This window comes from Ruegeria sp. D7, assembly GCF_056534355.1.
Window position 1 is genome coordinate 130,662 of sequence record NZ_JBQFPG010000001.1, and the last position, 25,672, is coordinate 156,333.

At 55.4% G+C, this 25,672-nt stretch carries 25 protein-coding genes and 3 tRNA genes; 17 read left to right on the forward strand and 11 right to left on the reverse strand.

The window, feature by feature from the left end; genetic code table 11:
* The first annotated feature begins 17 nt into the window (after positions 1-17).
* From ACRZ9U_RS00615 to ACRZ9U_RS00630, 4 genes are all read left to right on the forward strand, one after another.
* The gene (locus tag ACRZ9U_RS00615) at positions 18-695 is read left to right on the forward strand and encodes a TRAP transporter small permease (RefSeq protein ID WP_170393219.1); all 678 of its coding nucleotides are present in this window, start codon (positions 18-20) and stop codon (positions 693-695) included.
* Positions 695-2,071, forward strand: coding sequence for a TRAP transporter large permease (locus tag ACRZ9U_RS00620; protein WP_170405466.1), 1,377 nt, complete (start codon positions 695-697; stop codon positions 2,069-2,071). The genes ACRZ9U_RS00615 and ACRZ9U_RS00620 overlap by 1 nt, the downstream gene beginning before the upstream one ends.
* Before the next feature lie 156 nt (positions 2,072-2,227).
* Positions 2,228-2,539: a DMT family transporter gene (locus ACRZ9U_RS00625; protein ID WP_170405469.1), complete on the forward strand. Its 312-nt coding sequence runs from the start codon at positions 2,228-2,230 to the stop codon at positions 2,537-2,539.
* A gap of 64 nt (positions 2,540-2,603) precedes the next feature.
* Positions 2,604-3,050 carry a nucleoside deaminase gene (locus ACRZ9U_RS00630; protein ID WP_170405472.1) on the forward strand — a complete coding sequence of 149 codons (447 nt, stop codon included), beginning with the start codon at positions 2,604-2,606 and terminating at the stop codon, positions 3,048-3,050.
* A gap of 9 nt (positions 3,051-3,059) precedes the next feature.
* On the opposite strand, the gene tpiA is transcribed toward ACRZ9U_RS00630, so the two are convergent.
* A complete protein-coding gene (gene tpiA / locus ACRZ9U_RS00635; RefSeq protein WP_170405475.1) occupies positions 3,060-3,809 on the reverse strand; it encodes a triose-phosphate isomerase in 750 nt (249 codons plus the stop codon).
* Between the two features lie 120 nt (positions 3,810-3,929).
* Between tpiA and ACRZ9U_RS00640 the strand changes: the two genes are divergently transcribed.
* The gene (locus ACRZ9U_RS00640; protein WP_170405478.1) at positions 3,930-4,844 is read left to right on the forward strand and encodes an isopenicillin N synthase family oxygenase; all 915 of its coding nucleotides are present in this window, start codon (positions 3,930-3,932) and stop codon (positions 4,842-4,844) included.
* Here ACRZ9U_RS00640 and ACRZ9U_RS00645 read toward each other — a convergent pair.
* Positions 4,841-5,206, reverse strand: coding sequence for a HesB/IscA family protein (locus tag ACRZ9U_RS00645; protein WP_170405482.1), 366 nt, complete (start codon positions 5,204-5,206; stop codon positions 4,841-4,843). The two genes, ACRZ9U_RS00640 and ACRZ9U_RS00645, sit on opposite strands and share 4 nt — an antisense overlap.
* Before the next feature lie 164 nt (positions 5,207-5,370).
* Here ACRZ9U_RS00645 and ACRZ9U_RS00650 point away from each other — a divergent pair, with 164 nt between their 5' ends.
* Complete coding sequence (locus tag ACRZ9U_RS00650; protein WP_170405485.1) at positions 5,371-5,694, forward strand: hypothetical protein; 324 nt, start codon at positions 5,371-5,373, stop codon at positions 5,692-5,694.
* A 304-nt stretch (positions 5,695-5,998) separates the two neighbouring features.
* On the opposite strand, the gene ACRZ9U_RS00655 is transcribed toward ACRZ9U_RS00650, so the two are convergent.
* The 3 genes from ACRZ9U_RS00655 to ACRZ9U_RS00665 form a co-directional block, all read right to left on the reverse strand.
* Positions 5,999-6,361 (reverse strand): SUF system Fe-S cluster assembly protein, encoded by a 363-nt coding sequence (locus ACRZ9U_RS00655; protein ID WP_170393211.1) that lies wholly within the window; start codon positions 6,359-6,361, stop codon positions 5,999-6,001.
* Between the two features lie 95 nt (positions 6,362-6,456).
* On the reverse strand, positions 6,457-6,735 hold the full coding sequence (locus tag ACRZ9U_RS00660; protein ID WP_170405488.1) for an NfeD family protein: 279 nt from the start codon (positions 6,733-6,735) through the stop codon (positions 6,457-6,459).
* Positions 6,735-7,625: an SPFH domain-containing protein gene (locus ACRZ9U_RS00665; RefSeq protein ID WP_170393209.1), complete on the reverse strand. Its 891-nt coding sequence runs from the start codon at positions 7,623-7,625 to the stop codon at positions 6,735-6,737. Before ACRZ9U_RS00665 ends, ACRZ9U_RS00660 begins: the two co-directional genes overlap by 1 nt.
* A 175-nt stretch (positions 7,626-7,800) precedes the next feature.
* On the opposite strand from ACRZ9U_RS00665, the gene ACRZ9U_RS00670 reads away from it, so the two are divergent.
* The 4 genes from ACRZ9U_RS00670 to lon all read left to right on the forward strand — a co-directional run bounded on the left by ACRZ9U_RS00670 (position 7,801) and on the right by lon (position 13,051).
* Positions 7,801-8,712, forward strand: a complete 912-nt coding sequence (locus tag ACRZ9U_RS00670) for a nucleoside hydrolase (protein ID WP_170405491.1) — start codon at positions 7,801-7,803, stop codon at positions 8,710-8,712.
* Between the two features lie 63 nt (positions 8,713-8,775).
* Positions 8,776-9,906: a tRNA guanosine(34) transglycosylase Tgt gene (tgt, locus tag ACRZ9U_RS00675; protein WP_480901284.1), complete on the forward strand. Its 1,131-nt coding sequence runs from the start codon at positions 8,776-8,778 to the stop codon at positions 9,904-9,906.
* A gap of 92 nt (positions 9,907-9,998) precedes the next feature.
* A complete protein-coding gene (locus tag ACRZ9U_RS00680; RefSeq protein ID WP_170405494.1) occupies positions 9,999-10,409 on the forward strand; it encodes a DUF6636 domain-containing protein in 411 nt (136 codons plus the stop codon).
* Positions 10,410-10,642: 233 nt separating this feature from the next.
* Positions 10,643-13,051 (forward strand): endopeptidase La, encoded by a 2,409-nt coding sequence (gene lon, locus ACRZ9U_RS00685; RefSeq protein WP_480901223.1) that lies wholly within the window; start codon positions 10,643-10,645, stop codon positions 13,049-13,051.
* Positions 13,052-13,102: 51 nt separating this feature from the next.
* Here lon and ACRZ9U_RS00690 read toward each other — a convergent pair whose 3' ends face one another.
* Positions 13,103-14,689: an APC family permease gene (locus ACRZ9U_RS00690; RefSeq protein ID WP_170405500.1), complete on the reverse strand. Its 1,587-nt coding sequence runs from the start codon at positions 14,687-14,689 to the stop codon at positions 13,103-13,105.
* A 248-nt stretch (positions 14,690-14,937) separates the two neighbouring features.
* Between ACRZ9U_RS00690 and ACRZ9U_RS00695 the strand changes: the two genes are divergently transcribed.
* Positions 14,938-15,165 carry a hypothetical protein gene (locus ACRZ9U_RS00695; protein ID WP_170405503.1) on the forward strand — a complete coding sequence of 76 codons (228 nt, stop codon included), beginning with the start codon at positions 14,938-14,940 and terminating at the stop codon, positions 15,163-15,165.
* A 75-nt stretch (positions 15,166-15,240) separates the two neighbouring features.
* On the opposite strand, the gene ACRZ9U_RS00700 is transcribed toward ACRZ9U_RS00695, so the two are convergent.
* A tRNA-Val gene (locus ACRZ9U_RS00700) sits at positions 15,241-15,315 on the reverse strand.
* A gap of 213 nt (positions 15,316-15,528) precedes the next feature.
* On the opposite strand from ACRZ9U_RS00700, the gene ACRZ9U_RS00705 reads away from it, so the two are divergent.
* The 4 genes from ACRZ9U_RS00705 (at position 15,529) to uvrA (ending at position 19,367) form a co-directional block, all read left to right on the forward strand.
* Positions 15,529-15,605, forward strand: a tRNA-Asp gene (locus ACRZ9U_RS00705).
* Positions 15,606-15,657: 52 nt separating this feature from the next.
* A tRNA-Asp gene (locus ACRZ9U_RS00710) sits at positions 15,658-15,734 on the forward strand.
* Positions 15,735-15,836: 102 nt separating this feature from the next.
* On the forward strand, positions 15,837-16,403 hold the full coding sequence (locus ACRZ9U_RS00715) for a methyltransferase domain-containing protein (protein ID WP_170393203.1): 567 nt from the start codon (positions 15,837-15,839) through the stop codon (positions 16,401-16,403).
* A gap of 105 nt (positions 16,404-16,508) precedes the next feature.
* Entirely contained in the window at positions 16,509-19,367 is a 2,859-nt protein-coding gene (gene uvrA / locus ACRZ9U_RS00720; RefSeq protein WP_170405506.1) for an excinuclease ABC subunit UvrA, read from the forward strand.
* A gap of 74 nt (positions 19,368-19,441) precedes the next feature.
* Here the strand turns inward: uvrA and mmsB are convergent, their stop codons facing one another.
* Genes mmsB through ACRZ9U_RS00735 form a run of 3 tightly spaced genes read right to left on the reverse strand, consistent with a single transcriptional unit; the run spans position 19,442 to position 22,509 of the window.
* Positions 19,442-20,314: a 3-hydroxyisobutyrate dehydrogenase gene (gene mmsB, locus ACRZ9U_RS00725; RefSeq protein ID WP_170405509.1), complete on the reverse strand. Its 873-nt coding sequence runs from the start codon at positions 20,312-20,314 to the stop codon at positions 19,442-19,444.
* Between the two features lie 3 nt (positions 20,315-20,317).
* Complete coding sequence (locus ACRZ9U_RS00730; protein WP_170405512.1) at positions 20,318-21,358, reverse strand: enoyl-CoA hydratase/isomerase family protein; 1,041 nt, start codon at positions 21,356-21,358, stop codon at positions 20,318-20,320.
* Positions 21,359-21,366: 8 nt separating this feature from the next.
* Positions 21,367-22,509 carry an acyl-CoA dehydrogenase family protein gene (locus ACRZ9U_RS00735; protein ID WP_170405515.1) on the reverse strand — a complete coding sequence of 381 codons (1,143 nt, stop codon included), beginning with the start codon at positions 22,507-22,509 and terminating at the stop codon, positions 21,367-21,369.
* A 159-nt stretch (positions 22,510-22,668) separates the two neighbouring features.
* Here ACRZ9U_RS00735 and ACRZ9U_RS00740 point away from each other — a divergent pair, with 159 nt between their 5' ends.
* A complete protein-coding gene (locus ACRZ9U_RS00740; protein WP_480590514.1) occupies positions 22,669-23,529 on the forward strand; it encodes a hypothetical protein in 861 nt (286 codons plus the stop codon).
* A gap of 2 nt (positions 23,530-23,531) precedes the next feature.
* Here the strand turns inward: ACRZ9U_RS00740 and ACRZ9U_RS00745 are convergent, their stop codons facing one another.
* Positions 23,532-24,647, reverse strand: coding sequence for a carboxylate-amine ligase (locus ACRZ9U_RS00745; protein ID WP_170393197.1), 1,116 nt, complete (start codon positions 24,645-24,647; stop codon positions 23,532-23,534).
* 135 nt (positions 24,648-24,782) lie between these two features.
* Between ACRZ9U_RS00745 and ACRZ9U_RS00750 the strand changes: the two genes are divergently transcribed.
* Positions 24,783-25,634: a class I SAM-dependent methyltransferase gene (locus ACRZ9U_RS00750; RefSeq protein ID WP_170405521.1), complete on the forward strand. Its 852-nt coding sequence runs from the start codon at positions 24,783-24,785 to the stop codon at positions 25,632-25,634.
* The last annotated feature ends 38 nt before the right edge of the window (positions 25,635-25,672 follow it).

The window sequence follows — 25,672 nt, forward strand, 5'->3', positions numbered from 1 at the left end:
AATGCGGGGACAGAGAGATGTCTGGTGCGAAACCCGGCCAAGGCGGGCTGGTCGACCATATCGAAGAAACCATGATTGCGTGCCTGTTGGGTCTGATGACAATTGTCACCTTCGCCAATGTGATCGCGCGGTTTGTATTCAATTCTAACATTCTTTGGGCGCTGGAACTGACAGTATTCACCTTCGGTTGGTTGGTGCTGCTGGGTGCGTCTTATGCAGTGAAAAAGCATGCACATCTGGGTGTTGATGCGATCCTGAACATGCTGGCCCCCGCGCCACGCCGGGTTTTAGCGTTGATAGCGGTTGCTTGCTGTCTGGTGTTTTCTCTGCTCCTGCTCAAGGGTTCGTATGACTACTGGGCAGTGTTTGCCGATCTGCCGCCCACCTCGGGTCGCTGGTTTCCGACCGGCTTTGACATGAGTGCGCGCAGCCAGAGCTTCTATGAAGTTGATGATATCCCGATGGTCGCGCCGCTGCGGTTTCTGGAAGATATGATCAACTATGGCGAATATTACGAGAAACTGCCCAAGGTCGTTCCGTATTTCGTTCTGCCTCTTTCGATGTTGCTGCTGGTGATCCGTTTCGCACAGGTCGCAGTACAGATTTGGCGCGGTGAAACTGATCGCCTTGTAGCTAGCCACGAGGTTGAGGACGAGATCGAAGAAGTCCGCGCCCAGCAGGGGGAGCATGACTGATGGACGTCGTACTACTTTTCTCGATGGTCATTGGCCTATTGTTGATCGGCGTTCCGATCGCGGTGGCACTTGGTCTCAGCTCGACCCTCTTCCTGCTGATCTATTCCGACAGCTCATTGGCTTCGGTCGCTGGCACGCTGTTCGAGGCATTTGAGGGGCATTTCACCCTCTTGGCTATCCCGTTTTTCATTCTCGCGTCATCTTTCATGACCACAGGTGGAGTGGCGCGGCGGATCATCCGGTTCTCGATCGCTTGTGTGGGGCACTTGCCCGGAGGTCTGGCAATTGCTGGCGTCTTCGCTTGTATGTTGTTTGCGGCCTTGTCCGGTTCGTCTCCGGCGACAGTTGTGGCCATCGGATCGATCGTCATCGCTGGCATGCGTCAGGTGGGCTATTCCAAGGAATTCGCCGCCGGTGTGATCTGTAACGCAGGGACACTGGGCATTCTGATTCCGCCATCAATCGTGATGGTGGTCTATGCGGCAGCCGTGGAGGTTTCGGTCGGGCGGATGTTCCTTGCGGGCGTTATTCCGGGTTTGATGGCTGGTCTGATGCTGATGATCACCATTTACGTCATGGCCAAGGTCAAGAACCTTCCCAAAGGCGATTGGAAAGGTTGGGGCGAAGTCTTCACGTCAGCACGCGAGGCCGGTTGGGGTCTGTTCCTGATCGTCATCATCCTCGGCGGTATCTACGGAGGTATCTTTACCCCGACCGAGGCCGCGGCTGTTGCTGCCGTCTATGCGTTCCTGATCGCAAGTTTTGTCTACAAGGATATGGGTCCGCTCAGCACCGAAGGGGATGCGCGGAACATCTCGCTGCTCAAGAAACCCTATGCGTTGATCACGGCCTTTGTGCACCCCGACACCAAGCATACGCTGTTCGAGGCCGGCAAGCTAACCGTTACGCTGCTTTTTGTGATCGCCAACGCGCTGATCCTGAAACATGTGCTGACGGATGAGCAGGTGCCCCAGCATATCGCAAGCGCTATGCTGTCGGCGGGTCTGGGGCCAGTCACTTTCCTGATTGTGGTCAACGTGATCCTGTTGATCGGTGGCCAGTTCATGGAGCCCTCAGGTCTGCTGGTCATTGTGGCCCCCCTGGTGTTCCCGATTGCCATCGAGCTGGGCATCGATCCGATCCATCTGGGCATCATCATGGTGGTGAACATGGAGATCGGGATGATCACGCCTCCGGTCGGGTTGAACTTGTTCGTAACCTCGGGCGTAGCGGGTATGCCGATGATGAGTGTTGTGAAGGCAGCGTTGCCGTTCTTGGCCGTGCTGTTCGTCTTCCTCATCATGGTTACGTATATCCCGTGGATTTCGACATTCCTGCCCAACACATTCATGGGGCCTGAGATCATAACCAACTAGATCGGTTGAACCGAGCATGTGAACCGGGCGGTGTAATCCGCCCGGTTTTTTTGTCTTGAAACTGATGCCCAAACGCATATCTGAGGGTCAGAGGACGACCTCACCATCATGGACGATTATTCGGGACGACCCGATCTCGGAAAGTGAGGTGTTCTTATGCCCTGGGTATTACTGTTGTTTGCTGGCCTCCTCGAAATCGTCTGGGCCGTCGCGATGAAACAGACCGCTGGTTTCACGCGGCTGTGGCCGACGGCGATCATGGGTGTTGCGATGATCGGGTCATTTGGCCTGCTTGCAATGGCCATGCGGGATCTGCCGCTTGGCACCGCCTATACGATCTGGACCGGGATCGGCGCAGTAGGGGCGTTCACTGTTGGCATCCTGTTCCTGGGTGAAGCGCTGACGCCCATGCGGATCGGCGCTGCGATTCTAATCGTGACGGGTTTGGTCATCATGAAACTGGCCTAAGCGTTGACCGCCGTAGTGGTGTCGGGCAGCTTTGCGAACAACTCCGAACAAAGGACACCTGCATATGCTGACCGACACCGATGCACGCTTGCTGCGCGTTGCTTATGATGAGGCGAAAGCTGGATTTGACGAAGGAGGCTGCCCAATCGGTTCAGTGCTTGCGCGGGGTGGTGAGGTCGTCGCGCGAGGGCGTAATCAGCGTGTCCAACTGGGCGACCCGATCGCCCATGGGGAAATGGATGCGCTGCGCAAGGCAGGGCGGCAGAAGACCTATCGCGATACTGTGCTCTATACCTCGCTGTCGCCTTGCATGATGTGTTCTGGCACGATCGTACAGTTCGGTATCCCGCGTGTTGTGATCGGAGACACCGTGAATTTTGGCGGCAATGAGGACTTCCTGCGCGATCGCGGTGTAGAGGTCATCATCGCAGATGACCCGGACTGCATTACATTGATGAAGCGATTTATCGAAGAGAAGCCCGCGCTTTGGGCCGAAGATATTGCCGAATGAGGTTGGCGATCAGGCGCTTTCAAGCGCCTGAATGATGCCCGAGAAATCAGTTGCTTTCAGACTGGCGCCACCCACCAACGCTCCGTCAACATTTGAAACGCCAAAAATCTCGGCAGCATTACCGGGTTTGACCGATCCGCCATACAGCAGGCGGACTGACCGGCCGACACCTTCGCCAAATCGGCGTTCCAGACGTGCGCGTATGAAATCGTGCACTTCTCCGATCTCTTCCAAAGTTGGAACCTTACCGGTGCCGATGGCCCAGATCGGCTCATATGCGACAATCAGGTTCTCGCCTGTCGCTTGATCCGGGATCGAACCCGACATCTGTCCACCGATGATATCCAGAGTATTTGCTGCTTCGCGCTGTTCAAGGCTTTCACCAACGCAGATGATCGTCTTCAGGCCTGCATCCATGGCGGTGCGGGCTTTGGCACGGATGTCTTCGTTCTGCTCAGCATGATCTTCACGGCGCTCGGAATGGCCAAGGATCACTGAGCTTGCCCCTGCATCCAACAGCATCTCGGCACTCAGATCCCCGGTATGCGCACCCGAGAGCGCCGCGTGGCAGTCTTGGCCACCGAAGGTAATGCCCGAACCTTCAACCGTATTTGCCGCGCGATGAAGCAAAGTGGCTGGTGGGCATATCAGGATTTCTACCGCAGAAGATGGGTGCGAGGCTTTCAACGCTTCCAACTCGCTCAGCGCAATGCCAGTTCCGTTCATTTTCCAGTTGCCTGCCGCCAACTTACGCCGCATCGCGATCCCTCCGGTTTTCTGCTTTGAACCCTCGGATATCACCCGCAGGCGGGGCTGACAATTCCGGTTGCATAGCGCTACTTGTCAGGACACATTGCGCGCGTTGTTGCGGAGGATGGCATGATAGACGATCTCGATCTCGCCAAATTGGATCTGCGTGATCCAGCTGAGATGGAAAAGCTGAGACGCGCTGTTCGCCAGATCGGATTTCTAACGATCTTCAATTCCGGCCTTGATGCCGCCCGTGTGAAGCAGGTGATCGACACTTATCGCGATTTTTTTCGTCAGCCCGATGAGATCAAGCAGAGCGTCGATATGGCAGCTACGGGTGCCAACCGCGGTTGGGGTGCGCCGCGTTCCGAACAGGTGGATCTCAGGGCGAACCCGGATTTCAAAGAAGTCTTTGATAGCGGTTTTGAACTGCTAGCCGATGATCCCTATGCGGGGCGTGGATTAAGTGTGTATGCCCCAAATCTCTGGCCAGACGGGGCCGACGCGTTTCGGAGAACGATCCAGAGTTACTATTCAGACGCCTGCTCAGTTGCCATTCGCGTTTTGCGCGCGATTGCGCTTGCCATCGGTAGGGATGCAAACAGTTTTGATGCGGCCTTTGATACGCCAATGGCGCTGCTGCGCGGTAACTTCTATCCGCAACGCCCTGATTGGGCAGGAGAAAAGGACTTTGGTATCGGCGCGCATACGGATTATGGCTGCCTGACTTTGTTGGCCACGGACGGCACACCGGGTCTGGAAGTTCGTATGCCTGATGGCGATTGGCAAGCTGTAAACGCCACACCGGGACAATTCATCATCAATTTCGGGGAAATGCTGGAGTTTTGGACCGCAGGAGAAGTCAAAGCGACCGAGCATAGGGTCAAAGGCAGCGTGAACGAGAGGATCTCGGTTCCGTTGTTCTTTAATCCTTCTTACGACACAAATGTTGCGCCGCCGGGTTCATACGCCACGATCCGCGCCGGAGAGCACCTGACGCGGCGATTTAATGAGACCTACGTCCACCTAAAAGCTGCGAGTTAGCGTTGTTCAACCAAGGTTTCGTCGAACTTGATCGATTCTCCGCATCCGCATGCATCGACTACATTCGGGTTTCGGAACTTGAACCCGGCCTCAAGCAGTGAAACCTCGTAGTCGATCTCGGTTCCGAACAGGAACATCTGTGCCATGGGGGCGATCATTACACGCGCGCCATCCTGCTCGACCACTTCGTCGTTCGGGTCGGCGTCATCGACGTAGTCCATGGTGTATTCCATCCCCGCACAGCCGCCTTTCTTGACGCCGATGCGCAATCCGGTGTGACCGCCGGATTTCATAAGCCGAACAATCTGTTCAGCAGCTTTAGGTGTCATGGTCACGGCTTGTTTGCCGGGAATGCCAAACATGGTGGGCTCCGTTATCGCGCGTTATCTCTAATCTAAGGCCGACACGCGCCGGGCTCAAGAGAGAGCCTGTTCAAATACACGCTCCGAGCAGGGTTGTCACGATGGTGCGCAAAGCTTTAGCGTATCTGAAGTAAAGGACAGGCATTCCAGAGAGGGTTGGATCGATGAGAGCGCAGAACTGGGCAGGAGCAGCCATTTTCACATCTATGTTGCTGGCGTCCGCGTCTGCGGCATTTGCGATAGATGACACAAAACGGCACCCGGTCAACTGTGCTACCGCACCTGGTGATCTGCGCGCAATCGCAGCTGAAAAGAAACATGCCGAGGACCAGCAGGCTGAAAGCGTGTTCTCGATCCTCCCTGCCGGTGCCTTGCTGGGTCTCGTCACAGGAACCGAGAGCAAGCACCTGAAGATGCTGTCAGGCGACTATATAAAAGAGCTGGACGCGCGCGCTGCTGAAATCAAATCGACCTGTAACATAGAATAATCAAACAAAAAGGGCCGCTCTCGGGCAAGAGCGGCCCGGAATGGGCCAATTGAATGGGGGATGGCTATGGTCAGAGGCCCATGCAATTCACGAAGTATGTCAATTTAGCGGGGCAATCGGATAAGACGCCCGCGACTCGACATCCTGCGCCAGCACGTCCAGCAGATCGAAAAACGAATGCTTAATCACTGGGTCAGTACCTGAGGACCTTGTGACCCAGCATTGTGACAACATGAAAACGGTTAAGTAACACGCAGTACACCGTTTTGTAACATCGCCATGTTTTTTGTGAGTAAATCGAGAGTTACATGAAACCCAGCTCAAGCCGGGCTTCATCTGACATCATTTCCATGCCCCAAGGTGGCTCCCAAGTCAGTTCGACGTCGACCTCTTTGACGCCTGCAACGGGTTCGATTGCTTCCACGATCCAACCGGGCATTTCGCCTGCGACAGGACAACCTGGCGCAGTGAGGGTCATGATCACCTTGACCGCGTTTTCTCCGGTGATGTCGATCGTATAGATCAGACCGAGATCGTAGATATTGACCGGTATTTCTGGGTCAAACACCGTCCGGCAAGCTTCGACCACGGGTTCGTAGAGCGGGTGATCGATGGTCGAGGGAGCGATTAGGGGGCTGCCTTCGAACTGTTCACTGGGGTGGGTCATTGATGCCTCGGGTCTGTTACCTGAGAAATTATATAGGGAAAGTGCCGGGCAGCGTCCAGAGGTGCCGTGGCGCCTGATTTGGGCGCCACGACAGATCAGTCGTTGATGTCGTGCTTGAAGGTTTTGACTTGGCCGTGCGGCAAGGCAAACATACGGCGCAGAACCAGCCATGCGACCAGTGACAGAACGGCAAATATCAACAGCAGAACAGGCAGGGATGGCGTGAGGCCAGGGATCAGCAAAACCACTCCGGTAATGGCTGCACCGATGGCAAAACCCAGGAAAATGAAGCCGGGCAGCGCGACCTCAAGGATGCCCAGAGCAAGCGCTCCGGCCAACCAAATCCACCACGTCAGCCAGAATGGATCGGCCATCATTTTCCTCCTTTAAGCATGTTAAAGGCATTGCCGAAGGCTTCAAGGGCGTTTGCAGGCACAACGATGGTCTGCGAGCCGGTGCCGTTGCCTAGGGCGTTCAGCGATTCCACCTGTTTCAACGCAACCTGATACTGTGCCGCTTCCAGCCCGTTGTCTTGAATGGCCTTTGCCACGACCTGAGTCGCATAAGCTTCGGCCTCAGCCGAGATTCGGCGGGCCTTGGCGGTCTGCTCTGCCGCATAAAGTTCGGCATCTGCCTGCAGCTCAACGGCACGCTTTTGGCCCTCGGCCTCGGTCACCTGTGCGCGGCGGGCACGTTCGGCGTTCAATTGCTGCAACATCGCGTCACGAGTGGCCTGATCAAGATTTACGTCCAGAATCTCGGCGCGGGTTACTTCGATCCCCCAATCGTCAACGGCGGTTTCGACACTTTCCTGAATACGTTCAATTAGTTGCGCCCGGTTCGATTGCACTTCATCCAGGTCCATCTTGCCGATCTCGGCGCGGACGATACCGGCTACAGTCGTTGCAATCGCACCGTCGACATCGCGGATGCGATAGACTGTCTTTTCCGGCTCGAGAATGCGGTAGAACACCGAGGTATCGATCTGCACCAGAACATTGTCCTTGGTAATTGCGTCTTGCGTTGCGTTTGGCAACTGACGCTCAAGGATGGATATCTTGTGGCGGGCAACATCTAGAAAAGGAACGATAAAATTGATCCCGGGCCCAAGCACCGAATGCAGGCGGCCAAACCGTTCAACAACGTATTTCTCGGATTGAGGCACGATCTTGATGCCCTTGAAGATGACAATGGCAATAAGCGCCGCTGCCAGCAGGTAGATAATGTTCGAAGTAATCAGTCCGATAATCTGGTCTTCTATCATACTGTCCTCATTTATTGTGTACTATGGTATACATATTGGGATTGAATCGCTCAATTTCAACTCTGGTATGGATTGTACAGGCTGGAATGCAAATCTGTGAAAGCGTTCATACCGGCCAGAAATTCCCTTTTGTGGCAGCTTTGCATCCCACTGGTGTTTGCGTTATCGGACGAGGATGAAACTGATAATAGATACGGACCCCGGCATCGACGACGCAATGGCCATTGCCTATGCCGCCGCTGCCTCCGAAATTGACCTGATCGGCCTGACCACCGTGTTCGGCAACACCCATGTGCATCAATCCAGCCGCAATGCGCGGTTTCTGGTGGACAAACTAGGGCTGGGCATTCCCGTGGCCCAAGGCGCGCCATTCGCTTTGGGAGAGACCACGCATTCACCTTCGGAACATGTGCATGGCCCCGAAGGTTTTGGTGACCTGACCCAGATTGAAGAGATCGGTGAAAACCACGCCCTGTCCGCCGCAGAGTTTCTGGTCGACATGGCGCGCACCCATCGCGGTGAACTGGTTGTATGTGCGGTTGGGCCATTGACCAATATCGCTGATGCCATGCGATTGGACCCCGAGTTTGCGGACAATCTTGGCAAGCTCGTTATCATGGGTGGTGCTGTATTCTGCCCGGGCAACATCACCGAACATGCCGAGGCGAATATCTATCACGATGCCAAAGCTGCGGACGAAGTCTTTGCCGCGCCGCCGCCTACGATTCTGGTGGGATTGGATGTGACTCTGAAAACGCTCTACGAGACCGCTGATTTTGAGGCGCTCGCTGAACGTTCCCCTGACATGGGTGGTTTTCTGCGTGATATCTCGCGCTTCTATTTAAAGTTCTACAAAGAGATCGGTGGGCTTGAAGGGTGCGGACTGCATGACTCGACTGCCGTTATCGCCTGCACCCATGAACCGATGTTCGAAATGGTCGAAACGGGTTTGCAGGTGGCGTTGGACGGGGCTGAGATCGGTGCGACTCGTCCTGACCCTGCACGGCCACCAGTGCGAGTGTGCCGGGATGTCGATGGGGCAGGGGTGGTGCGCCTGTTTACGGACCGTGTAGCCTCGCTGCCCTGACGGGTTGCAATGCCCTTGCAGATCGGGCAAAGCCTGCCCGGTTCAGCGATCCAAGGCGTTACCATGACCCAGCAATTTTCTTTCGACCTGAAAGCCACCGATGGCAAGGCCCGCACAGGCGTGATCAACACGCCGCGCGGTGAGGTGCGGACGCCGGCGTTCATGCCTGTGGGCACAGCCGCGACCGTCAAGGCGATGATGCCGGAAAGTGTGCGCGCCACGGGTGCCGATATTCTGTTGGGCAACACCTATCATCTGATGCTGCGCCCCACGGCCGAGCGGATTGATCGTTTGGGAGGCCTGCACAAATTCATGAACTGGGACCGCCCCATCCTGACGGATTCGGGCGGGTTTCAAGTGATGTCGCTGGCGGGTTTGCGTAAACTGACTGAGAAGGGCGTGACCTTTAAATCTCACGTCGATGGCTCGAAGCACGAATTGACGCCGGAACGGTCGATGGAAATCCAACGCCTTTTGGGCTCGGACATCGTCATGTGCTTTGATGAATGCCCTGCGCTGCCCGCCGATCGCGACCGTATCGCCGAGTCCATGCGCCTTTCGATGCGGTGGGCCGCGCGGTCGCGCGAAGCGTTTGGAGACCGCCCCGGACATGCCCTGTTTGGGATCATGCAGGGCGGGCTGGAACAAGATCTTCGGGAAGAAAGTGCCGAGGCACTTAAGCAGGTCGGTTTTGAAGGCTACGCCGTCGGCGGCCTTGCCGTGGGTGAGGGGCAGGAGGCCATGTTCAGCTGCCTTGACTATGCGCCTGACTTCTTGCCCCAGGATAAACCGCGTTATCTGATGGGCGTAGGCAAGCCTGATGATATCGTAGGTGCCGTTGCAAGCGGGATAGATATGATGGATTGCGTTCTACCTTCGCGGTCGGGGCGTACCGGGCAGGTGTTCACGCGTTACGGTGTGGTCAATATCAAGAACGCCCGCCATGCTGACGACCCACGCCCGCTGGATGAGAACTGCACATGCCCCGCTTGTTCAAGTTATTCTCGGGCCTACTTGCATCACGTGTTCCGCTCGAATGAGATGATCTCGGGCATGCTGCTGACTTGGCACAATCTGCATTACTTTCAGGAAATCATGCAGGGAATGCGGGACGCGATTTCACAGGGCACATTCGCAGAGTGGCAATCGCAATTCCACGCGCTTCGGGAGCAAGGCGATATTGAACCGCTGTAGATTGTGGCCATTGCGGTGACAAACGCGGTATTTTTTGCTATACTGTTCGCGCATTATTTACCATTTTCATTTGTTTTGTTCAGGAGGATTCAATGCCTCGCTTTATTGTTTCTATCGCAATCGTTCTTTGCGCATCGACATCTCTTGCGGATGTCTGGACCTTCGAAACCCCGTCCGAGAATATTCAGTGTGTCGTCGGGCAGGGGGCGAGTGTTTCGGACCTGTCTTGCACCATAATTGAGCGGAGTGGTGCGCCTGCGTTCCCGCGCCCGGCGGATTGTCAGTCGGACTGGGGACATGATTTTTTCATGACCAATACGGGCGCCGTCCGCATGCTGTGCCAACCAGTCAGCCATAACCGGGACGGATTTGACCGTGCAGACTACGGCGTAACCGGAGAGTTTGGCGGGTTCGTTTGCCATTCCTCGAAAAAGGGCTTGGAATGTAGAAACGAAGTCGGTCATGGCTTCTTTTTGTCCCGAGCTAAGCAAAGGGTGTTCTGACCCACGCTGGATGATTTGTTGCCCGTTTTAATGCTGGGTTCGCTAAAATCGGTGGATATGTCTATTGGATGCCTTGAAGTCCCCAAATCATCGGGTCATGCTGCATCACGACAAACGACGATGAGGTTGAAATGGGGGAACAGGTGCCCCACCTTTATTGTCCAAGACAGGAGATGGCCAAAGGTTGCCTGAATCAGGGACCAGCGCCGTCTTGCCAATGATAAGGATAGAGCATGCAAGAGCCTCTGAATTCCTCATACCCCGTCCTGCCGCTGCGCGATATCGTGGTCTTCCCACATATGATCGTGCCGCTGTTCGTGGGCCGTGACAAATCGGTCCGCGCCCTGGAAGAGGTGATGCAGGATGACAAGCAAATTCTGTTGTCCAGCCAGATTGATCCCGGTGAGGATGATCCGGAAATCGACGGTATCTACCGCTCGGGCGTTCTGGCCAATGTACTGCAACTGTTGAAGCTGCCCGATGGCACCGTCAAGGTGCTGGTCGAGGGGCAGGCGCGTGTGCAGATCACGGAATTTCTTGAAAACGATCAGTTTTTTGAAGCCCGCGCCGAGTATCTGACTGAAATCCCGGGCGATGTCACCACGACCGAAGCACTGCTGCGCACCGTCGCCGATGAGTTCGAGCGCTATGCCAAAGTGCGCAAGAACATCCCCGAAGAAGCGCTGGCCGCTGTTGGTGAAACCACCGAGCCTGCAAAGTTGGCCGACCTTGTGTCAGGTCATCTGGGCATCGAGGTTGAACAGAAACAGGAACTGCTTGAGACGCTCTCGGTGAGCGAGCGGCTTGAGAAGGTCTATGGCCTGATGCAGGGCGAGATGTCGGTTCTGCAGGTCGAGAAAAAGATCAAGACCCGCGTCAAATCCCAGATGGAGAAGACGCAGCGCGAGTACTATCTGAATGAGCAGATGAAAGCCATACAGAAGGAGCTTGGCGATGGGGAGGACGGCGGCAACGAAGTTGCCGAACTGGAAGCCAAGATCAACGAGACCAAGCTGTCGAAAGAGGCGCGCGAAAAGGCCGAAGGTGAGCTGAAAAAGCTCAAGAACATGTCGCCCATGTCGGCTGAAGCGACCGTTGTGCGCAACTATCTGGACTGGATCCTGTCACTGCCGTGGGGCACCAAATCTCGCGTTAAAAAGGATCTGGGTCGCGCGCAGGACATTCTGGACGCCGATCACTATGGACTTGAGAAAGTCAAAGAGCGGATCGTCGAATATCTGGCGGTTCAACAGCGCTCGAAAAAGCTGAAAGGCCCGATCCTGTGCCTTGTTGGCCCTCCGGGTGTGGGTAAAACCTCGCTGGGTAAATCGGTCGCAAAAGCCACGGGGCGCGAATTCATTCGCATCTCGCTGGGTGGTGTGCGCGACGAATCTGAGATTCGTGGCCACCGTCGGACTTATATCGGGTCGATGCCCGGCAAGATCATTCAGGCGCTGAAGAAGGCGAAAACCACAAACCCTCTCATCCTGCTCGATGAAATCGACAAGATGGGGCAGGATTTCCGTGGCGATCCAGCCTCGGCGATGCTGGAGGTGTTGGACCCGGAACAGAACAACACGTTCATGGATCATTATCTTGAGGTCGAATATGACCTGTCCAACGTGATGTTCCTGACCACGTCTAACAGCTACAACATGCCTGGGCCTCTGCTAGACCGGATGGAGATCATCCCGCTGGCCGGTTACACCGAAGAGGAAAAGAGCGAGATCGCCAAGCAACACCTGATCGACAAACAGGTCAAAAACCATGGTCTGAAAGCCAAGGAGTTTGAGCTGACCGATGAGGCGCTGCAATCGATCATCCGCACCTATACCCGCGAGGCGGGTGTGCGGAACCTCGAACGCGAAATCGCCAAAGTGGCGCGGAAATCGTTGACCAAGATCATCAAGAAAGAGGCGGAGACCGTAAAGGTGACGCCCGACAATCTGGATGATTTTCTTGGAGTGCCCAAGTTCCGTTATGGCTTGGCTGAACAGGACGATCAGGTTGGTGTAGTCACTGGCTTGGCCTGGACTTCGGTCGGTGGTGATCTGCTGCATATCGAGGCTCTGAAACTGCCCGGAAAAGGGCGGATGAAGACCACTGGTAAGCTGGGCGATGTGATGAAGGAATCGATCGACGCGGCGTCGTCTTACGTCCGATCAATTTCGCCTCAGATCGGGGTTAAACCGCCGCAGTTCGACAAAATCGATATCCACGTGCACGTGCCCGATGGTGCGACGCCAAAGGATGGTCCGTCTGCGGGCTTGGCTATGGTGACGTCGATTGTTTCGGTCCTGACCGGTATTCCTGTGCGCAAGGACATCGCCATGACAGGCGAGGTTTCGCTGCGCGGCAACGCGATGCCGATTGGCGGGCTGAAAGAAAAACTGCTGGCTGCCCTGCGTGGCGGGATCAAGACCGTCCTCATTCCCGAAGAGAATGAAAAGGATCTGGCAGATATCCCCGACAACGTGAAAGAAGGTCTGGAGATCATCGCGGTCAAACACGTCTCGGAAGTACTGGAGCAAGCGTTGATACGTAAGCCCGGGTCAATTGAGTGGGATGAGGCCGCTGAAGAGGCCGCTGCCGCTGCCGCCAAGGCGGCCGAAGGGGCAGGACCGTCGGCAACAGCCCACTAACCCTGAAACAGATTAATTAGAAAGGCGGGGTCATTCCCCGCCTTTTTTTGTTCAAAGTCCAATGACAGGTTTGGTCGGGTCCAGCACCTCTTCGTTTTCGATGTAAGCCTGGAATTTTTTGTCCGACAGCGCCGAGCGTACGGCGAGCGCAAAAATCACCGCTGAAAATGCCGCACACAGCACAATGTCCCAACCAAACGGGATCTGCTTTTGCGCGCCTTCTCCAAACTGACCCATGTAAGAAATCAGCCCCAAACCACAGAAATAGGGCATCAGCCAAAGCGCCTCGGTTGCGTCCATTTCATCGAGCCGATTGTGAAAGCGGATCAGCAGCAGCGCCATGCCGATGAGCAGTGCAATTCCCAGCCTCCAGACCGTGTCCCATCCGCTCCAGTAGACGATCAGGGTAGAGATCGCGAAGGCCGTGAGCCCGACAAGTTTGACGGCGGGAATACGGATTGAGCGCGGGCGGTCAGGCATCAGATCGCGTAAGCACACCACGGCGATTGGGCCGACCGCGAATGAAAGCACAATGGCGGCCCCGTTCAGGGCGATTACGGTTGCGAACGGGACCGTCAGTAAAAACAGAGTGCCAATCAGAAAGTTGAGAGCCAAGGCCCAAAGCGGTACTCCGAACGATGACAAGATCTGCAAACGTTTCGGCAGGAACCCGTTTTGCGACAGGGCCAGAGCGATACGGGCGTTCGATCCTGTTGCAACCAACCCATTGCCAAACGGGCCGATGACCGACCCGACGTTCAGCAAGCTGAGGAACCACAATATCCCGACGGACATGATGACGCCATCCAACGGACCTTGCCCACCGAAGCTGAGACTCGCCCAGCCATCGCGGATCATTGTGGGATCAAGCGCGCCGATAAAGGCCACCTGTAATCCAAGGTAGATCAAGGCACATAATACAATGGACAGAACCAGAGCGGCCGGGATGTCGAATTTTGGGTTTCGAACTTCTCCTGCCATATCAACAACATGCCGGAAACCTATAAAGGAAAAGATCACCCCACCGGTTGATACTGCGGCCATGATGCCTTTCAGGCCGAAGGGGGCGAAACCGTCAGGGGCGGAGAAATTCTGCACGTCAAAGCGGGTCGCGATCAACAACACGGACAATACTATCGGAATGGCAATCTTGGCCCAGGTCAGCGTTGCATTTACCTGTGCAAAAAATTTTACGCCCAGTGCGTTCACAGCGACGAACAGCAACATGAACAGCAAGGCGACCGAAACACCAGCGCCGGTCAGTTCGCCGGTATCTGCGGCGTGGAGCCATGACGCGTAGGGCGCGAGGTATTTAAGCATGGCTTCAACTTCGATCGGAGCGGTGGTGTTGTAGCCAATCCAGGCCGTCCATCCCATCGCCATCGACACGATGTTGCCGTGTGAGAACTGAGGGACGCGTGCGATTCCGCCTGGGATAGGTAACATCGCTGAAATCTCGGCGAATGTTATTGCCAGTATGAACATCGCAACGGCGCCAATAATCCAAGAAAGAACCGCGGCGGGGCCTGCGTGTTGCACGGCGAGTAGGGGGCCGAAAAGCCAGCCTGACCCAATGATTCCTCCAACCGAAATGAAGGTCAGGCCGACCAGGCCAATTTCCCGCTTCAGTTTCGCCATGTTATTTCTCGCCCAAAGAGGGGTGCCTTATTGGTGGCTATGACATCAGGATAAGCAGGCCACGGGAAACATGGCAAGTGCCACATATCATGCAGAAAATTCGTGAAAACGAGGTCTGCCCGATTCATCTTCTAAATCCTGCTGGGCGTGTTCTTCGAAACGCGATCGCCGGCAATAGGTATTTGAAGTGGAATCGACTCGGAACATGAGGCACGCTGGTCGTCTGTGCCAAGGTAGGAGAACCCAGGATGCCTCTGTACAATGATATGTTCGAGCTTTCGGTCGAAGATATGGATATAATCGAAGAGGCCATGCGACATGCCATAGCTTCCAGATCGAATGTCCCTGTTGACGAGAGGGTAGAAGAAAGGGAAACCCGTGAAGACTTTGTGCGCAAGGCACACGACCTTCTGGGGCGTCTGCATGACCAAAAGGTTTTTTATCGTCCTAAATCCGGCGTGTATGTCGGAGGATGACAGCATTGTGCTCGCAGCGTTGAACTAAATGGTTCCAAAACGCTTCAACTATGTCGCATAAGCATTTGAATAATATGGTGGGTGATAAGAGATTTGAACTCCTGACATCTTCGATGTGAACGAAGCGCTCTACCACTGAGCTAATCACCCATAGCGGCGTTTGATACAGCGGCTTGTGTTTCGCCGCAAGTTCAAAGCGTTCAAATTGCAGCGCGTCAGACGAAATCCGGTTTTCACACATTGCCCGCCAAGTCGGATAGATCGGAAAAAATCAGGTTCGAGCAAAAAACTTGAAAACGCCGCTTGACGATGCCGGGGTGTAGCCATAATACACCCCAACGTTCAGAGATGAACGGGCAGTGGGCGGTTGTAGCTCAGTTGGTTAGAGTACCGGCCTGTCACGCCGGGGGTCGCGGGTTCGAGCCCCGTCAACCGCGCCATCGCTGCCAGCCTTTGATCCGGGCAAACGGATCGCACATAGACCCTAAATGCGCGGTTGTAGCTCAGTTGGTTAGAGTACCGGCCTGTCACGCCGGGGGTCGCGGGTTCGAGCCCCGTCAACCGCGCCATTTCCTTCGATTTAGAAAGTCATACGCCCTTGTGGGCGTTTTTTTGTGCCGACATCTTACTGATCTTATGGTTTATTGCCTGCAAAACATCAGGGGCAAGCAGTGACCAGTCTAAATCGAGTCATCATGGCACGGCGCAGCCGGCAGTGGGTCCGCGGCCTGAAGCCGGAAACACTTGATGTCATTGAGATTTCTGGTTCGTGGGGTAAGCAATTTGGATTTTGCAGCTATGAACAGATTTGGCATAAGCAACATGATATCTGCACCGGACCTGTTCTGAACAAACAACAGCAGGTGCGAAAGGTCGATCTGGTTTTGGCCAATCAGGTGTGGGAGCACTTGGATCGCCCGGTTGAAGCCACGCTGAACGTGCTAGAGATGCTAAGACCCGGAGGGTATTTCTGGCTGGCCGTCCCGTTCTTCATTCCGTTTCACGCTGCTCCGCATGACTGTTCGCGCTGGTCTGCGCGCGGATTGAAAAACCTGCTCACTGAGTGTGGGTTCGACCCGGATCTCATCCGGGCCGAACAGTGGGGCAATCGGCACGCCGCTTTGCGCAATCTCGAACTTGAATGGCCTCCTGTTTATGACCCTGAGACAGACAATTTGGAGAACGATCCCGATTTTCCAATCTGCGCATGGGCTCTGGCTAAGAAAACCAGTGCTTAAGCCGAGTGTCGAAAAATCGCCTGTTCTTACTTTGTTCTAATTTTTTGGTTGGAGACTCAGCCGCTCTCGCCTATCTCTGAGTGACGTTGGTTGTTGGGGGCCTGAATGGCTGAGCTGAAGAATATCGAGGTGCGCGGTGCGCGCGAGCATAACCTCAAGAGCATTGATGTCGACATCCCACGGGATCAGCTGGTGGTGATCACTGGCCTGTCGGGCTCGGGAAAGTCTTCTTTGGCATTTGATACGATCTATGCCGAAGGGCAGCGCCGCTATGTCGAAAGCCTGTCGGCCTATGCGCGCCAGTTCCTCGATATGATGGAGAAGCCCGATGTGGATCACATCAGCGGACTAAGCCCCGCGATTTCGATCGAGCAGAAGACGACCTCAAAAAACCCGCGTTCGACCGTGGGCACCGTAACCGAGATCTACGACTATCTGCGCTTGCTCTTTGCCCGTGCTGGTACGCCTTACAGCCCGGCCACAGGATTGCCAATTGAGGCGCAGCAGGTGCAGGACATGGTCGACCGGATCATGACGATGGAGGAGGGCACGCGCGGCTATCTGCTGGCCCCCATCGTTCGTGATCGGAAGGGTGAATATCGGAAAGAATTCCTTGAGCTGCGCAAGCAGGGTTTTCAGCGCGTCAAGGTAGATGGTGAGTTCTATGAATTGGATGAGCCGCCGACACTGGACAAGAAGTTCCGCCACGATATCGACGTCGTTGTCGATCGTCTGGTGGTACGAGAAGGCATGGAAACACGCCTGGCCGACAGCCTAAGGACCGCACTGGATCTGGCGGACGGGATCGCAATCCTCGAAACCGCACCGAAGGAGGGCGACCCGGAACGGATCACATTCAGTGAGAATTTTGCTTGCCCGGTCAGTGGGTTCACCATCCCCGAGATCGAGCCGCGCCTGTTCTCATTCAACGCGCCCTTTGGGGCTTGCCCCGATTGCGACGGGCTTGGGGTCGAACTGTTCTTTGATGAACGTCTGGTCGTGCCGGACCAGACATTGAAACTCTATGACGGGGCGCTTGCGCCCTGGCGGAAGGGTAAATCACCGTATTTTCTGCAAACGATCGAAGCTATCGCGCGACATTACGAGTTTGACAAGAACACTCCCTGGAAGGACTTGCCCAAGAAAGTCCAGCAGGTGTTTCTGCGCGGGTCTGGTGATGAAGAGATCCAGTTCCGTTATGATGAAGGTGGCCGCGTCTATCAGGTTACCCGAAGCTTTGAAGGCGTCATCCCCAACATGGAGCGCCGCTATCGCGAGACTGACAGCGCCTGGATTCGCGAAGAATTCGAGCGCTATCAAAACAACCGACCCTGCGGCACATGCAAAGGCTACCGTCTGCGTGCTGAGGCGCTGGCCGTCAAGATCGCGGGTTTGCACGTCGGGCAGGTCGTCGAAATGTCGATCCGCGAGGCGCTGGCCTGGGTTGAGGATGCCCCAAATCATCTGAGCGCACAAAAGAACGAGATCGCGCGCGCAATTCTCAAGGAAATTCGCGAGCGGTTGGGTTTTTTGAATAATGTTGGATTAGAATATCTTACGATGTCTCGTTCAAGTGGCACCCTGTCCGGAGGTGAAAGTCAGCGTATCCGTCTGGCGAGCCAGATCGGCTCGGGCCTGACCGGGGTATTGTATGTGCTCGACGAGCCATCGATTGGTCTGCACCAACGCGACAATGATCGTCTGCTGGGAACGCTTAAGAATTTGCGTGACCAGGGCAACACGGTCATCGTCGTTGAACATGACGAAGAGGCCATTCGCGAGGCGGATTATGTGTTTGATATCGGTCCCGGTGCAGGAGTGCATGGGGGACAGGTGGTCAGCCACGGTACGCCCGAGCATATCGCCGGCGATGCGGCCTCGATCACCGGTCAATATCTTTCGGGCACACGCGAGATCCCGGTGCCGGTTGAGCGGCGAAAGGGTAAGAAGCAGAAAGTGACCGTTGTTAAGGCGACGGGAAACAACCTCAAGAACGTTACGGCCGAATTTCCGCTGGGAAAATTTGTTTGTGTGACCGGTGTGTCTGGCGGTGGAAAATCGACGCTGACGATTGAGACTTTGTTCAAAACCGCCTCGATGCGGTTGAACGGCGCTCGCCAGACACCGGCGCCCTGTGAAACGATCAAAGGGCTAGAGCATCTGGACAAGGTTATCGACATAGATCAGCGACCCATTGGCCGGACTCCACGTTCAAATCCAGCGACTTACACCGGGGCTTTCACCCCGATCCGAGACTGGTTTGCCGGGTTGCCAGAAGCCAAAGCGCGTGGATACAAGCCCGGGCGGTTCAGCTTTAACGTCAAAGGCGGCCGGTGCGAAGCGTGTCAGGGTGATGGCGTCATCAAGATCGAGATGCACTTTCTGCCTGATGTTTATGTCACCTGCGAAACCTGCAAAGGCGCGCGATACAACCGTGAGACGCTTGAGATCAAATTCAAGGGTAAGTCCATCGCGGATGTACTTGATATGACAGTGGAAGATGCGCAGGAGTTTTTTAAAGCGGTGCCATCGATCCGTGACAAGATGGATGCCTTGGCTCGCGTTGGGCTCGGCTACATCAAAGTTGGTCAACAGGCGACCACGCTCTCCGGTGGTGAGGCGCAGCGTGTAAAGCTCTCTAAAGAACTGAGCAAGCGATCAACGGGTCGAACGCTGTATATTCTGGACGAACCCACAACGGGTCTGCATTTCGAGGACGTGCGTAAGCTGTTGGAAGTCCTGCACGAACTGGTCGACCAAGGAAATACGGTTGTTGTCATCGAACATAATCTCGATGTCGTAAAAACCGCCGACTGGATAATCGACATTGGCCCGGAAGGTGGCGATGGCGGAGGTCAGATTGTGGCTGAGGGTACGCCCGAAGACGTCGCTGAATGTGAGCTTAGCCACACTGGGCGTTATCTGAAGCCAATGCTGGATGGGCAAGCCGTAGCTGCCGAATAGGAACAGAGCGAGAGAAGAAAATGCTGCGAATTTTCTTCTCTGGTGCTTCGTAGAGCGCTGCGTTCTGAGGTTGTTCAGTCTCTGGACCGCTTCTCAAATCGCGGTAACATGGCGCTGAAATCGCGACCCAAGCCATTTTCTTGTTCGACAAACTGTTCATATAGCTTTGTCGCAACCTGTCCCATGGGCGTATCAGCGTCCGCACTCTCAGCAGCCTGTTGGCTGAGACGTAGATCTTTCAACATCAGCTCGGCGGCGAAACCGGGGGTATAGTCATTGTCGGATGGGCTTTCGGGTCCAACGCCGGGGGCAGGGCAATAGGCGTTCATTGTCCAGCTGTACCCTGAGGACGTGCTGACGACATCGAACATCTTTTGTCGATCCAATCCCAGTTTATCAGCAAGCGCAAATGCCTCGCAGGTCGCGATCATCGTCACGCCGAGGATCATGTTGTTGCAGATTTTGGCGGCCTGACCCGCGCCAGCTTCACCGCAGTGAACCGCTTTTTGCCCCATGATTTCAAATAACGGAGCCGCCTTGGCAAAAGCTGCGTGAGATCCACCGGCCATAAAGGTCAAAGTGCCTGCAGCGGCCCCACCAATCCCGCCGGATACAGGTGCATCGACTGATAGCAGACCAGCCTGAGCAGCTTGCTGCGCCACCGCGCGGGCGCTGTCGACATCGACCGTAGAGCAGTCAATCAGAACCGCGCCGTCTTGCATTTCAGGGACAACTTCATCGGCCACAGCGCGCAGAATTTGCCCGTTGGGAAGCATGGTGATAACCACGTCGGCTTCCGCAGCTGCGGCAGCGCCGGAAGACGCCATGGCCACGCCTTCAACGGCGACATCAACTTGATCAAATCCGATCACGTCATGACCCGCGCGCGCCAGATTGGCAGCCATCGGGCCGCCCATATTGCCAAGCCCTATGAATGCGATTTTCATCCCTTACTCCTCTGAAAAGCTTAGTGCATCCGCACCGAGCGGTTGCAGCATCTTGGACACCGCGACTGCAGGCACATCCAAATCAGCAAACTGCCATTTCGGGTTGCGATCCTTGTCGATGATCTGGGCGCGAATGCCTTCCAGAAAATCGCCATGCTCCATCGCGCGATAAGTAAACCGGTACTCCAGATCCAGCGCTTTTTGCAATGTCAGGCCGGTTCCGCGCAGCCGATGCAACATCTCGACAGCACAAGCCATGGAGATAGGAGAGTTTCGCTGCAGGGTGCCGAGAATTTTCGTCGAAAATTCTGTGTCATCGTTGCGCAAGCTGTTCAGGATATCGCCAAGGCTTTCTCCGCTGAATAGCCTGTCGATCTCGCCCTGCATTTCAGCCAAGGGGCTATCCGGTGCGCGCACTGCATGCTCATCCACCAGTTCCGCCCGTCCGGAGGCTTCCAACTGGTCTATCAGCCCCGCCCAATGCTCTTGTGGAATGAAATGGTCGGCAAACCCGGCATAGATCGCATCTCCGGGCCCCATGCGGTGGCCGGTGGTGCCCAGATACTCGCCCAATCGCCCCGGCGCCAGCGCCAACATCAGCGATCCGCCCACATCAGGAACCAGCCCGATTGAGCATTCCGGCATCGCGATCTTTGAGCTTTCTCCAACCACTCGATGGCTGCCATGGCACCCGATGCCAACCCCGCCACCCATGGTGAAACCTTGCAGGAAGCTGATCACTGGTTTTGAGTACTCAAAAATTAAGGCATTCAGGCGGTATTCGTCGCGCCAAAACGTTTGGCCATAAGCATAGTCCGCCTTGGTGCCGGTCGCATAAAGCTCGGCAATATCTCCGCCAGCGCAAAAGGCTTTGTCGCCTTCGGCATCGAGAATGATCAGATCGACTTGATCATCCTCACGCCAGTTGCGCAGAGCGGTATCGATGGCCATGCACATCTCATAGCTAAGGGCGTTCAGGGCGTGTGGACGTGTCAGCGTTATGCGCCCGGCACGGCCTGCGGTGCGAATGTCAATATCGGACATCAAAGACCTCAGCGATTGGAGAGCATCTGGCGCGCAACGATCACGCGCATGATCTCGTTCGTGCCTTCCAGTATTTGGTGCACGCGCAGATCCCGCACCAGTTTCTCGATGCCATAATCAGCCAGATAGCCGTATCCACCGTGCAATTGCAGACACTGATCCACGACTTTCGATCCGGTTTCGGTTACGAACTTCTTGGCCATCGCGCAGAATTTTGTGGCGTCCGGTGCGCCTTGATCAAGTTTCCACGCTGCCTGACGCAGGAAGGTGCGCGCCGCCTGTAGCTCAATCTCCATATCTGCCAGTCGGAACTGCAGCGCCTGAAACTGATCGATCGATTGTCCAAAGGCCTTGCGCTCGGACATATACTGCAACGTCATGTCCAGACCGTTCTGAGCTGCCCCCAGCGAGCAGGAGGCGATGTTCAGACGGCCACCGTCCAGCCCCATCATCGCGTATTTGAAACCGTCGCCTTCAGCTCCGACCAGATTGCCGGATGGAATTTTGCAATCGTCAAACTGAACTTGCGCGGTTGGCTGGCTTTTCCAACCCATTTTCTGTTCCAGACCACCGAAACTCAGGCCCGGCGTGCCGTCTTCGACATAGACGGTAGAGATCCCCCTAGGGCCGTCTTCACCCGTGCGCACCATGCAGACATAGGCATCCGAATAGCCGCCGCCGGAAATGAACGCTTTTGTGCCGTTGAGCGTGAAGCCTTCATTGGTCCGTTCAGCGCGCGTTTTCAGCGCCGCAGCGTCCGATCCCGATCCGGGTTCAGTCAGGCAGTAGCTGAGGACGGTTTCGAGGCTGAGGATACTTGGCATAATGCGGGACTTCAGATCGTCACTGCCAAAGCTGTCCAGCATTTTGGCGCACATGTTGTGAATCGACAGGAACGCCGCGACCGAGGGACAGGCCATCGATAGCGCTTCGAACACCAGTGTCGCATCCAATCGCGTCAAACCCGAACCACCAGCCTCTTCCGAGACATAAAGTCCACCAAATCCTAGTTCGCCGATTTTGGGCCAAAGCTCTTTGGGGATGGTTCCGTCTGCTTCCCACTGACGCGCGAAGGGGGCGATGTGGTCTTGGCCAAAGGCGTAGGCCATGTCGAAAATGGCCGTTTGTTCTTCGGTCAGCGCGAAATCCATGACGTGTGCTTCCTGATGGCTATAGAATTGAACGAGCGTTTTATTCTTCAATCCTTACAGAAATTTTTCAATGACGGCAAACCCGGCGATTTAGGGGATTTCTGGACGGTGAGGTATACTGCGGGAATTCTGCTTTCTTGATCATTACGGAGTATTCTTATGTCGTCACACAAGCTTGCTGTTATCGCGATTCACGGCATGGGCAGCCAGTACAATCCTCAGAACCAGCCCCCATCCACGACCCCAACGTTTTCCAAAGGGCTGAAACGACGCGTTTCGAACCGGGTCGGCGCGGATATGGATGATGTGATCTGGCACGAGGTGGTCTGGGCACAGATCCTGCAAGGGCGGCAAAAGGCATATCTGCGCAAGGTCAACCGCAGCCTTGGATACGACAAGCTGCGCGAGTTTGTAGTGTGCAATCTGTCGGATGCTGCTTCTTACCGACCAACTCCGGATGATGGCGATAAGATCTATGAGGCGATCCACAAGAAAATCGAGAATGTGATGGGGGTCGTCAAATACCAGGTCGGACCACAGGGGCCTGTACTGATCCTGGCGCATTCGCTGGGTGGGCACATAATGTCGAACTATATTTATGACATGCAAAGACATCTGCGTCAGGGTGGTTCACCGGTTCATCCGACAGATGTTGAAAACATGAAAACCGTTGCTGGCCTCGTGACGTTTGGGTGCAATATTCCGATTTTTCTGTTCGCATATCCCGAGAATGAGATTTTTCCGATCATGGCCCCGAACCGCGCGCTGCCGCCTGCGTTGCAGTTTTCGACCTGGTGGCGAAACTACTATGACAAGCATGATGTTTTGGGTTTTCCTTTGGGCAAAAGCGCGCCAAGCTATGAACAGCTCGCTCAAAGTGGGGCCTTGAAGGATAAGCCGATCAATGCGGGCAAAATCTTTACGTCGTGGAACCCGCTTTCGCATAACGGATACTGGACGGATCGCGATTTGTATGAACCCATAGCGGACCGGATCAAGGAGATTTTGGCGGCGGTTTGACTTTATAGGTCGGCGTGAAATTCCTCGATTAGGTGCTTGACCACCGCCATGCCCGGATCATCCCCGCGCGCTAAAGCTTCAGCGTAAACACGGCGTTGGCGGGTGGCGGAGGTGCCATTTTCTGCGATCTGCCGAAGTCGGGCGAGTTCGGTCATGGTGCCCAATGCCTCGGTGTCTTCGGCCAACATGCCCATCAGCTCTCCGATTAGTTCAGCCATCGGCTTGATTGAGCGATCACCGAAATCGATCAGACCTTCGCCCACACCGTAGCGCTGCGCGCGCCAACGGTTTTCGCCGATCAGAAACTTATCATATTGCCTCCAACGAAGATTGCGGTCTTTCAGGCGGCACAGCATCCGCGTCAGCGCCTGCACTAGCGCTGCAAGCGAAAGCGTATGTTCAAGCCTTGGCTGTACGTCCATGATGCGTGTTTCTAGGGTGGGGAACCGGTGAGATGGACGTAGGTCCCACCAGATTTTAGAGGTGTCCTCGATCACGCCGAGTTCGACCAGCACGCCGGTGGTGCGTTCGTATTCGCCCCAACTGCTGAACACCGGGGGCAGACCGGTCCGGGGCAGATTGTCGAACACGGTGAGCCTATAGGAGGAAAGCCCGGTGTCTTCGCCGTTCCAATAAGGAGATGAGGTCGACAACGCCAGCAGATGGGGCAGAAAGTAAGAAAGCTGGGGGACCAGGTCGGCGCGCAAGGCTTGATCTTCGACGCCCACATGCACATGCATTCCGCAGATCAGCATCCGCCGCGCCACGCCGCCCAAAGCATGCTGCAGGGCGTCATAGCGTTCTTTCCGTGTATGGTGCTGGTCTTTCCAGTTCGCAAACGGGTGGCAAGAGACCGCGATCGGAGCCAGATTATACTCGGACGCACGTTTTGATACACAAGAACGCAGGCGCTTTAGATCTTCGCGCGCCGATCTGATCGTAGCATGTGGGCGGGTCCCGACTTCGATCTGGCACTGCAGAAATTCCGGGCTGACCTGGCCTTCGAAATCTGCCTGACAAGCTTCCATCAATGCTGCGGGCGCCTCGGCGAGCTGCAGACTGTCTTGATCGACCAGCAGGTATTCCTCTTCAATGCCGATCGTAAATTCCTGCTGCATGGCGGCCCTCGTTGGTCAATTCACGTTAGTGAATACGGAAATTAGCGTTTTGCCAAGGGTTTGACCTGTCGGTTCTTGCAGAGGTCCTGCGTGCACAGGTAAAGAGCGGGCGCAACGCAATGTGGAGCCGTCCTCGTGAAACCCAGAAAATTTCCGCAGATCAATGCCGCCCTGGATGAGTTGGGCGTCAAGCTGATCGACAAGGTTACAGAACAGGATGAACGGGCGCGGCTCGAAGCGTTCGAACGGGCAGGGGGATTGAACAGGCCTGCCTATGCCCTGTCGCCGGGAATAGACGGATTCGATATCGCGCAACTTGTCGAAGAGTATACGCGCCATGCCGATGCGCTTGCAGCTTTGAAGGACCCGGCGCGAAACCAGACTGGGTATCACACCGGCAATGGATATTACGATAGCCCGGATGCGGATGCGCTTTACCTGATGATCCGCCGCTTTCAGCCCAAGCGCGTGATCGAGGTCGGCTGCGGGAACTCTACTCGCGTGACGCGGCAGGCGATCATAGATGGTGGTTTGGATACGACGATCACGGCAATTGATCCGTACCCGCGCGCAGATATCGCCCATGTCGTCGATCAGTTTGAGCAGAAGCGACTGGAAGAAGTAGATCCCGCGCTGTTCGATCAGCTTGAGGCTGGGGATGTTCTGTTCATCGATTCAAGCCATGTGGTTCGGATGAACAACGATGTCGCCCATCTATTCTGTCGGATCATTCCGGCGCTGAAACCCGGCGTTGTCATTCATGTCCACGATGTTTTTCTGCCTTATGAATATCCCAAACGGTTCTTCTATGACTGCCCAGGATGGGGTGAGCAGTACATGTTGCACGCCTTGCTGCAATCCGGTTTCTATTCAATGCTTTGGCCCGGATATTACCTGCAGCAGGATCGCCCCGACGCCGTCGCAGCGCTGCCGTTTCTAGAAGAGGGCCGTGCGCAGAGCATCTGGGTTCAGCTCAAAGAAAATTGAATTCTGTGTGATCCGCTTCGAACCCAGGCCCGTAACCC